The sequence below is a fragment of the Ottowia sp. oral taxon 894 genome (genome assembly GCF_001262075.1).
Taxonomy (GTDB): domain Bacteria; phylum Pseudomonadota; class Gammaproteobacteria; order Burkholderiales; family Burkholderiaceae_C; genus Ottowia; species Ottowia massiliensis.
Genome location: NZ_CP012073.1, coordinates 2,748,328 through 2,757,575, shown reverse-complemented (window position 1 = coordinate 2,757,575; position 9,248 = coordinate 2,748,328). Strand labels below are relative to the sequence as shown.

Annotated in this window: 11 protein-coding genes; 5 read left to right on the top strand and 6 right to left on the bottom strand. The window is 65.4% G+C overall.

What is annotated here, in order from left to right:
* Window positions 1-147: 147 nt before the first annotated feature.
* Window positions 148-390 (bottom strand): hypothetical protein, encoded by a 243-nt coding sequence (locus ADJ79_RS14695; protein WP_156304213.1) that lies wholly within the window; start codon window positions 388-390, stop codon window positions 148-150.
* A gap of 361 nt (window positions 391-751) precedes the next feature.
* On the opposite strand from ADJ79_RS14695, the gene ADJ79_RS12170 reads away from it, so the two are divergent.
* The 5 genes from ADJ79_RS12170 (at window position 752) to ADJ79_RS12150 (ending at window position 5,329) form a co-directional block, all read left to right on the top strand.
* On the top strand, window positions 752-1,846 hold the full coding sequence (locus ADJ79_RS12170; protein WP_050716613.1) for a methionine ABC transporter ATP-binding protein: 1,095 nt from the start codon (window positions 752-754) through the stop codon (window positions 1,844-1,846).
* A complete protein-coding gene (locus ADJ79_RS12165) occupies window positions 1,839-2,504 on the top strand; it encodes a methionine ABC transporter permease (RefSeq protein ID WP_050716195.1) in 666 nt (221 codons plus the stop codon). The genes ADJ79_RS12170 and ADJ79_RS12165 overlap by 8 nt, the downstream gene beginning before the upstream one ends.
* Before the next feature lie 40 nt (window positions 2,505-2,544).
* Complete coding sequence (locus ADJ79_RS12160; protein WP_050716194.1) at window positions 2,545-3,354, top strand: MetQ/NlpA family ABC transporter substrate-binding protein; 810 nt, start codon at window positions 2,545-2,547, stop codon at window positions 3,352-3,354.
* A gap of 165 nt (window positions 3,355-3,519) precedes the next feature.
* On the top strand, window positions 3,520-4,326 hold the full coding sequence (locus ADJ79_RS12155; RefSeq protein ID WP_050716193.1) for a MetQ/NlpA family ABC transporter substrate-binding protein: 807 nt from the start codon (window positions 3,520-3,522) through the stop codon (window positions 4,324-4,326).
* A gap of 190 nt (window positions 4,327-4,516) precedes the next feature.
* On the top strand, window positions 4,517-5,329 hold the full coding sequence (locus tag ADJ79_RS12150; RefSeq protein WP_050716192.1) for a MetQ/NlpA family ABC transporter substrate-binding protein: 813 nt from the start codon (window positions 4,517-4,519) through the stop codon (window positions 5,327-5,329).
* A gap of 8 nt (window positions 5,330-5,337) precedes the next feature.
* Here the strand turns inward: ADJ79_RS12150 and ADJ79_RS14690 are convergent, their stop codons facing one another.
* From ADJ79_RS14690 to mltG, 5 genes are all read right to left on the bottom strand, one after another.
* Window positions 5,338-5,595, bottom strand: coding sequence for a hypothetical protein (locus ADJ79_RS14690; protein WP_156304211.1), 258 nt, complete (start codon window positions 5,593-5,595; stop codon window positions 5,338-5,340).
* Between the two features lie 173 nt (window positions 5,596-5,768).
* A complete protein-coding gene (locus ADJ79_RS12145; RefSeq protein WP_050716191.1) occupies window positions 5,769-6,137 on the bottom strand; it encodes a PilZ domain-containing protein in 369 nt (122 codons plus the stop codon).
* Window positions 6,138-6,154: 17 nt separating this feature from the next.
* Entirely contained in the window at window positions 6,155-7,231 is a 1,077-nt protein-coding gene (locus ADJ79_RS12140) for a DNA polymerase (RefSeq protein ID WP_050716190.1), read from the bottom strand.
* A gap of 140 nt (window positions 7,232-7,371) precedes the next feature.
* Window positions 7,372-8,094: a dTMP kinase gene (tmk, locus tag ADJ79_RS12135; protein ID WP_050716189.1), complete on the bottom strand. Its 723-nt coding sequence runs from the start codon at window positions 8,092-8,094 to the stop codon at window positions 7,372-7,374.
* Window positions 8,091-9,221, bottom strand: coding sequence for an endolytic transglycosylase MltG (mltG, locus tag ADJ79_RS12130; RefSeq protein WP_156304210.1), 1,131 nt, complete (start codon window positions 9,219-9,221; stop codon window positions 8,091-8,093). The genes tmk and mltG overlap by 4 nt, the downstream gene beginning before the upstream one ends.
* Window positions 9,222-9,248 lie beyond the last annotated feature (27 nt).

Sequence of the window (9,248 nt, the reverse complement as noted above, 5' to 3'; positions counted from 1 at the left end):
ACATATCGACAGACTGTTTCTGAACAACGAGCTTTGCTCACACCAAAGACTCTGCCGCTTCACGTCATGTGGAGAACCGGCGCCATTGCGATCTGCTCTCAACGGGACGCTTTATACACCCTGTTTTTGCTTCTGCTGGCCCTTATTTCATGAAAAGCGTGAACGATTTCCGCTTTTCAGGCCCAATATCCGATAGGGGGCGACATTGAGATGATGAACGGCATATCCGGCTGATGACGAAGAATTGGCATTGATGCCGGATCGGGCTGCGCCGGTGTATTCAGGCAGTCGCAGTCCCCAAAACGCGCCGCCGCCCTGGGAGAGGTCTGGTTTCAGTCTCTTTCCATGTGCCGCGTCAGAAAAATTTGCGTATTTCTTCCAATGGCGCATGCGGTCTGATAAACGTCTTGTTTTTGATGATCCGCCCGCATGCCTGGCGGCAAAGCTTTCAGTTATGCGGTTCTTGTCTTTGAACCAGCGTTTGCCTGCGCGTCATTGGCTCACGCGCTGGCCGTCAGGCGCGGCGCGGCGGCCAGCCAGCGAGTACAGTCACAAGTTTTTTGTTCTGCCCGTGCATATGGACACAACTTTTTATTCGTTTGAAAACGCAAGGCCGTGCGCCATGATCGCGGCCCTGGTGGTTGAATGACCCATGTCTGACGCTGACTTTTCTTTTTTGCATTCCTTTCGCGATGCCCAGCCTGCCGCGCCCGCCTTGCCAGCGGGCGCTTTTGATGGGGCGGGCGCGCCCATGATTGCGCTGGATGACATTACGCTGGATTACCCCGGCCCCGGCGGGCAGACCGTGCGGGCGCTGCACGGGGTGAGCCTGCGCATCCAGCCTGGGGAGGTGTTCGGCATCATTGGCCGCAGCGGGGCGGGCAAAAGCTCGCTGGTGCGCTGCATCAATTTGCTCAACCGGCCCACGCAGGGGCGGGTGGCCGTGGCGGGCACGGATTTGATGGCGCTGCCGCCAGCCAGCCTGCGCGCGGCGCGGCGCGAGATTGGCATGGTGTTCCAGCATTTCAATTTGCTGTCTTCGCGCACGGTGTTTGACAACGCGGCGCTGCCGCTGGAGCTGGCGGGCATGGGCCGCAGCGAAATCCGCGAGCGCGTGACGCCGCTGCTGCAGCTGGTGGGGCTTTCGGCGCTGGCTGACCGCTATCCGGCGCAGATCAGCGGCGGGCAAAAGCAGCGCGTGGGCATTGCGCGCGCGCTGGCCAGCCGCCCGAAGGTGCTGCTGTCAGACGAGGCGACTTCGGCGCTCGATCCCGAAACCACGCGCTCCATCCTGGCGCTGCTGCAGCAAATCAACCGCGAGCTGGGGCTGACGGTGGTGCTGATCACGCACCAGATGCAAGTCATCCGCCAAATCGCGCACCGCGTGGCAGTGATGGATGCGGGCCGCGTGGTGGAGCAAGGCGCCGTGCTGGACGTGTTCACGCGCCCGCAGCAGCCCATCACGCGCAGCCTGATTGACGAGGTGATGCCGCAGACGCTGCCCGCCAGTGTGCGCGAGCACATGGCTGCGCTGCACGCGGCGCTGCCCGCAGGGCACGCAGGAAGGCTGCTGCGGCTGATTTACGCGGGCGAGAGCGCCGAGCAGCCGCTGCTTTCGCGCCTGATTCGCGAGCACGGCCTGGATGTGAGCATCCTGCACGGGCAGATGGATGAAATCCAGGGCCAGACTTTTGGCTCGCTGGCCATTTACGCCAGCGGCCCCGCAGGCAGCGTGCAGGCGGTGGCCGCCGCGCTGGCAGCCAGCGGCGTGCAAGTGCAGGATGTGACCGATGAAATGAGAGCGGCAAGAGCAAGCGACGAGATGAGAGGCCCGGGCCATGTTTGAACACTTCACCGCCGCCATGCTGGAGCTGTTTGCCACTTCGCTGTGGGAGACGGTGCTGATGGTGGCCATTTCGGGCCTGGCTGGCGCGCTGCTGGGCGTGCCGCTGGGCGTGTTTCTGCGGCTGACGGATCGCGGCGGCGTGCTGGAAAACCGGGCGGTCAATGCCGTCACGGGCGCCATCGTGAACGCGGTGCGCTCCACGCCTTTCATCATCTTGCTGGTGGCCATCATCCCGTTCACGCGCTTTGTCGTCGGCTCGTCCATCGGCACGGCGGCGGCCATCGTGCCACTGACCATCTCAGCCATTCCCTTCGTGGCGCGGCTGGTGGAGACGGCGCTGCGCGAGGTGGATTCGGGCCTGGTGGAAGCCGCGCAGGCCATGGGCGCCAGCACGCGGCAAATTGTCTTCAAAGTGCTGCTGCCCGAAGCGCTGCCGGGCATCGTGGCGGGGCTGACCATCATGCTGGTGAGCCTGACGGGCTATTCGGCCATGGCGGGCGCCATTGGCGGCGGCGGCCTGGGCGATCTGGGCATCCGCTACGGCTACCAGCGCTTTTTGCCAGACGTGATGCTGGCCGTGGTGGTCATCCTCATCGTCTTTGTGCAGCTGCTGCAAAGCCTGGGCGACTGGGCGGTGCGCAAGCTCAGCCACAAATAACGCGCTGGCTTTCCATCCCATTGATTCAAAAGGAAAACACATGAAAACACGCACTTTTCTCCGCACCCTGCTGGCTGCGGCTTCAACCGCCGCGCTGCTGGCTCACGCGCCGCTGGCGCTGGCTGGCGGTCAAACCACGCTCAAGGTGGGCGTGACCGCCGGCCCGCACGCCGAAATCATGGAGCAGGTGAAAAAGCAGGCCGCCGCGCAAGGGCTGGACATTCAGGTCGTCGAGTTCAGCGACTACGTGCAGCCCAACGCCGCGCTGGCCTCGGGCGACTTGCAGGCCAACAGCTACCAGCACCAGCCCTATCTGGACCAGCAAGTGGCCGACCGGGGCTACAAGATCGTGAGCGTGGCCAAGACGGTGGCCTTTCCGATGGGCGTTTATTCCAAAAAGCACGCCAGCCTGAAAGACCTGCCCGAAGGCGCGCGCATCGGCATTCCCAATGACCCTTCCAACGGCGGCCGCACGCTGCTGCTGCTGGAGGGGCAGGGCCTAATCAAGCTCAAGCCCGGCGCGGGCCTGCGCGCCTCGCCGCTGGACGTGGTGGAAAACCCGAAGAAGTTCAAGTTCGTGGAGCTGGACGCCGCGCAGCTTGCGCGCTCGCTGGCTGACCTGGACGCCGCCTCGGTGCCCACCAACTACGCCCTGCCCGCCGGGCTGGATCCGAAAAAGCAGGCGCTGGCGCTGGAAAAGGCCGACACGCCCTACACCGGCGTGCTGGCCGTGCGCGAGCAAGACAAAAACCAGCCCTGGGTGCAGGCGCTCATCAAGTCTTACCAAAGCGCGCCGGTGCGCGACTTCATCAACGAGCACTTCAAGGGCGCACTGCTGCCCGCGTTTTGAAGGCACTGAATTTGCTCTTTAATCCATAGCAATACGTCCCCGCAAAATGGGCGACAACGCCCTTTTTGAAGGCCCTGAATTTGCTCTTCTTTTTGAAGAGTCTGGCGCCTCTCCCCTCCTCTCTCCCCTCCTTCTTCCACCCTGCCCTTCAAAGGAAACCCCGCCATGATCAAGCTGCAAAAACGCGCTTTCATCCGCACCCTGCTGGCCGCCGCCTGCGCCTGCGCCTTCGCTGGCGCGGCCCAGGCCGAGAACGTCAAGCTCAAAGTCGGCGTCACGCCCGGCTCCCACGCGCTGGTGATGGAGCAAGTCAAGCCCCTGGCCGCCAAGGAAGGCATCGACCTGCAAGTGATCGAATTCAACGACTACGTGCAGCCCAACGCCGCGCTGGCGGCGGGCGATCTGGACCTGAACTCCATGCAGCACAAGCCTTACCTTGACCAGCAAATCAAAGACCGTGGCTACAAGTTCGCCATCATCGGCACCACGCTGACCGAGCCGATCGGCATCTACTCCAAAAAAGTGAAATCGCTGGCCGAGCTGCAAGAAGGCGCGCGCTTTGGCATTCCCAGCGACCCCTCCAACGGCGGCCGCGTGCTGCTGCTCTTGCAGGAAAAGGGCCTCATCAAAATCAAGCCCGGCACGGGCCTGACGCCCTCGCCGCTGGACGTGGTGGACAACCCCAAAAAGCTCAAGTTCGTGGAGCTGGACGCCCCCCAGCTGCCCCGCTCCCTGCCTGACCTGGACGCCGCCGGCATCAACACCAACTTCGCGCTCGAAGCGGGCCTGAACCCCAAAACAGACGCCATCACGCAAGAAGGCCCCAACGGCCCCTACGCCAACATCCTCGTCGTACGCGCAGAAGACCAGGCCAAACCCTGGGTGGCCAAGCTGCTCAAGGCCTACCAGAACGACACCATCCGCAAATACATCGACGAAAAATTCAAAGGCGCCGTCATCCCCAGCTTCTGAGCGCCTGCCCAGAAGCTGACCGTGAGGGGCAAAAGCGTGAATTGAAATGGGCGGCAAAGACAGACCGCCCGAATCCGCGCCTTGCGCATCCACGGACTTGAACAGGCCCCAACGCCCCCGCACAGGGCATGGCCGCGCCGCCATGCCCTGTGCCCCTGCTGCCCCTTGCCTGCCCACAGAAAGCTCTCCCATGCCCAAACTCACCGTCTTGCGCGCCCTCTCGCGCGCGCTCTCGCCCGCCCTGCTGGCCCTGGCCGCCGCGTGCCTGCCCCCTGCCCTGGCGGCTGAAGAAATCAAGGTCGGCGTCACTGCCGGCCCGCACGCGCAAATCATGGAAGCCGTGAAAAAAGCCGCCGCCCAGGACGGCCTGCAAATCAAAATCATCGAATTCGGCGACTACGTGCAGCCCAACGCCGCGCTGGCCTCCGGCGACCTGCACGCCAACAGCTACCAGCACAAACCCTATCTGGAGCAGCAAATCAAAGACCGTGGCTACAAGCTCGTCAGCGTGGCCGACACCGTCACCTTCCCCATCGGCCTGTATTCCAAAAAAGTGAAATCGCTGGACGAGCTGAAAGAAGGCGCGCGCTTTGGCATCCCCAACGACCCCACCAACGGCGGCCGCGTGCTCCTGCTGCTGCAAGAAAAGGGCCTCATCAAGCTCAAACCCGATGCCGGCCTGAAAGCCACCCCGCTTGACATCACTGAAAACCCGAAAAAACTCAAATTCGTGGAACTGGACGCCGCCCAGCTGCCCCGCTCGCTCGACGACCTGGACGCCTCCGCCATCAACACCAACTTCGCCCTCTCCGCCGGGCTGAACCCCAAGCGCGACGCCATCGCGCAGGAAAGCCCCAAAGGCCCCTACGTGAACATCCTCGTCGTGCGCGAGCAAGACCGCAACCAGCCCTGGGTGCGGCAGCTCATCAGCGCCTACCACAGCAACGCCGTGCGCCAATACATCGACCAGGCATTCAAAGGCTCCGTCACCGCCGGCTTCTGAGCGCCTGCTCAAAGCGCGGTTTTGCTTGGCGGCAGCCGCGTTTCCCCTTCCGGCAGGCGGAAAGCAAAGCGGGCTTTCCGCCAAAACACCGCGCCCGCTGACAATCCCTTCCTTGCAGGCGCTCTCCTTGCGAGAGAAAACAAAACGCTCAGACAAGCGAACTGGGCCGGTTCGCGCACGCCCTTTGAAACCGGCCTTTTCCGGCAAGCCAGACGCCCGCGCTGGCAAAGCATGAAAGCAGCCAGAAGGCCTTGCATGCCCTTCATGCCTTCTCGGGAAAATTGCTCCTATATCAATAGTAAGAGGTCCTAGTGGAACCTGCGCAGAGCGGCATTTTCACCCCTTCAAATTTGCTCCGTTTTTGATACGGTTTGGCAGCAGGCCGTCCAGGCCGCGCCTGCTGCGGGGGAGGGAGCGCCTGGCTAGCCACTGCGGCCTGTCAGACCGTCTGTGTAGGCCGGTCGGAGTGCAGGGTGCCGCCCAGCGCCACTTCGATCTTGCTGCGCAGGTCGGCGGCCTTGTCGTCTTTGGGAAAGCGGATGCCAATGCCCTGCGTGCGGTTGGCCGAGGAGCGCGCGGGCGTGATCCAGGCCACTTTGCCGGCGATGGGGTAGCGCTGCGTGTCGTGCGGCAGGGTGATGAGCACGTAGATGTCATCGCCCAGGTGGTATTCGCGCGTGCTGGGAATGAAGATGCCGCCTTCGGCAAAGATGGAGATGTAGGCGGCGTAGAGAGCGGCTTTTTCCTTGATGGCCAGCTGGATGACGCTGGGGCGGGACGTGTGGAGGGAAGCGGGGGCGGTGCTCATGAGATGTGAATGGCGTATCAGTTTGTTGCCTTGACCGAGTTTAGGGCCTGCCGGGCGCTGCTGGCAAGGTATTCGAGGGTGAGGCCCGCGTTGAGCGGGTGTTCGGCGCTGCGGGCGGCTTGCGCGAGCTGGCCCCACCACTTGGCCAGCGCGGGCAGGGGCAAGGGGCGCGCGGGCAGGTCGGCGGCGGCGAAAAAGCGCGGGCGCGCGCCGGTTTGCGCGGCCATGAGATCGGCGCAAAGCTTTTGCAAGCGGGCCACGATCTCGGCCGTGGGCAGGCTGGCCAGGGCGCTGGCGTCGCCTTGGGCCAGCGCTTTGGGCAGGCGCGCCCATGCGGCGGCGGCTTGCTGGCCGTCGTCGAAGGCGGGCTTGGCTTTTCTGGCCGTGGTCCGGGCTTCAGCCTGGCTTTCGGCGCTGCGGGCCAGTTGCAATGCTGCGGCGGGGCGCCCGCCGGCGGCTTGCAAGAGAGCGGCTGCGGCGGCTTCTTGTACGCCGCAGGCGGCCAGCCACGGCAGGGCTTCGGCGGCATCGGGCCAGCGCAGGGTGTGGGTCAGGCAGCGGCTGCGGATGGTGGGCAGCAGCAGGTGGGCGGCCTCGGTGGCGAGCACAAAGCGCATGTCGCCCGGCGGCTCTTCCAGCGTTTTGAGCAGGGCGTTGGCGGTGACGGCGTTCATGCGCTCGGCCGGGTAGATGAGCATGGCCTTGCCGCGCCCGCGCGCGCTGGTGCGCTGGGCGAATTCAATGGCGTCGCGCATGGCGTCCACACGGATTTCCTTGCTGGGCTTGCGCTTTTTCTCGTCGATTTCGGCCTGCGCTTTTTCGGGCAGGGGCCAGCCGCGCTCCAGCATGTGCGTCTCGGGCATGAGCATGACGAAATCAGCGTGGGCATGCACGTGCAGGCTATGGCAGCCGGGGCACTGCCCGCAAGCGCCCTGGGGCGTGGGCGCGTCGCACAGCCAGGCGGCGGCCAGCGCCAGCGCCAGCTCGAACTGCCCCAGGCCGGAGGGGCCTTGCAGCAGCCAGGCGTGGCCGGGGCGGGCTAGCAGTTCAGCGGCCTGGCGGGCAATCCACGGGGGCAGATGGACAGAAGGCATGGGCAGTCAGTTCAGAAAAAGGAGCGGATTTGAGGGGGCGCAAAGCGGCTTTCGCGCAGTCTCTACTAGGACCTATTGCTATTGGAAAAGGAGCGAAAACCAAAGCGCCAAATCCTTGCCGCAAGGCGCAAAAGGCGGGGTCAGCCCGCTGGCCCGATCCACCCGCGCTCTTGCAGGGCGGCCAGGGCGGCGCGGCGCACGGCGGGCGCGGGCTGGGCGGCGTCAATGCGGACAAAGCGGCGGGCGTCTTCGGCCATGCGGCGGGCGTAGGCGCTGCGCACGACTTCAAAAAAGGCCAGGGGCTGGGCTTCAAAGCGGTCGGGCAGGCGCGCGCCTTGCAGGCGGCGGGCGGCTTGCGGCGGGGGCAGGTCAAACCAGAGGGTGAGGTCGGGCCGGGGCGCCTGCCCGCAATCGGCCGGTTCGGCGCCCCTTTCGTTGTTTGCTTTGTGGCTTGCCCCGTTGTTCATCTCGCCGTGGATGAGGTCATGGCCCAGCGCGATTTGCTCCAGCTGCGCCAGCGCCTGCCATGAAACGCCCCGGCCGCCGCCCTGATAGGCGAAGGTGGCGTCGGTGAAGCGGTCGCACAGCACGGTGCGGCCTTGCGCCAGCGCGGGGGCGATGACGGCGCGCACATGGTCGCGCCGGGCGGCAAACATGAGCAGCGCCTCGGTCATGCCGTCCATCTCTTGCCCTTGCTCGAGCGCCAGGCCGCGCAGGCGCTCGGCCAGCGGCGTGCCGCCCGGCTCGCGCGTGCGCACCAGCGCGTGGCCTGCGGCCTGCAAGGCTTCGGCCAGGGCTTGGGCGTGGGTGGATTTGCCCGCGCCGTCGATGCCTTCCAGCGTGATGAACAGCCCTTGTTTCATGGCGCGGCGTTTGCCGGAATGGATGCAGGCGCGGCTGCGGGCGGGCGGGCCGCCGCGTCCTTGCCCTTGTCTTTACCGTTTCCATCGCTGTTGCGGGAGCCTGGGCGCTGGTATTGATGGACCGCGCGGTTGTGCTCGCCCAGCGTCTGGCTGAAGTGGCTGCTGCCGTCGCCGCGCGCCACGAAATACAGCGCCTGCGTGCTGGCCGGCTGCACGGCGGCCATGAGGGCGGCGCGCCCCGGCATGGCGATGGGCGTGGGCGGCAGGCCCTCGCGGGTGTAGGTGTTGTAGGGGGTGTCGGTGAGCAAGTCGCGCTTTTTCAGATCGCCGTCAAAGGCTTCGCCCAGGCCGTAGATGACGGTGGGGTCGGTTTGCAGCTTCATGCCCGCTTTGAGGCGGTTGATGAACACGCCGGCCACTTGCGCGCGGTCGTCGGCATGGCCGGTTTCTTTTTCAACGATGCTGGCCAGAATGAGCGCCTCGTCTGCCGATTGCAGCGGCAGGCCCGGCGCGCGCGCGGCCCAGGCGGCTTGCAGGCGCTCGTCCATCAGCTTCAGCGCCTGGCGCAGCACGTCCAGATCGCTGCTGCCGCGTGCGTAGTGGTAGGTGTCGGGGAAAAAGCGCCCTTCCGCCGCCACGCCGGGCTGGCCCAGCGCAGCCATGATGGCCTCGGGCGTCATGGCGCGCGTGTCGCCCTTCAGGTGCGCGGCCTTGGCCAGCGCGGCGCGCATCTGGCGGAAAGTCCAGCCTTCAACGAAGGTGATGCTTTGCACGATGCGCTCGCCGCGCAGCAGCTTGCCCAGCAGCTGTTCGGGCGTCATGCCTTGCGTGATGGCGTAGTCGCCCGGCTTGATCACGCCGCGCGGCTCTTGCGGACGCTGCCACTGCCGCCACAGCAGCGCCGCGCGGAAAAAGCCGTGCAGCAAAGGCGCCGGGGCGCGCACGCCCGCCGCCTGCGCCTGCTGCGCCGCCACTTTCAGCGAAGCGCCGGGCGGCACGCTCATCTCCACCCGGGGCGCAGCCAGCGCCAGCGGCTGCTGCGCCCACCAGGCCAGCGCGCCTGCTGCCGATGCGGCCAGCGCGGCCAGCAGCAGCAGCCATTTCAGCAGTTTTTTCAATGCCCGCACTGGCCCTACCCGAATCCTGAATCAAAA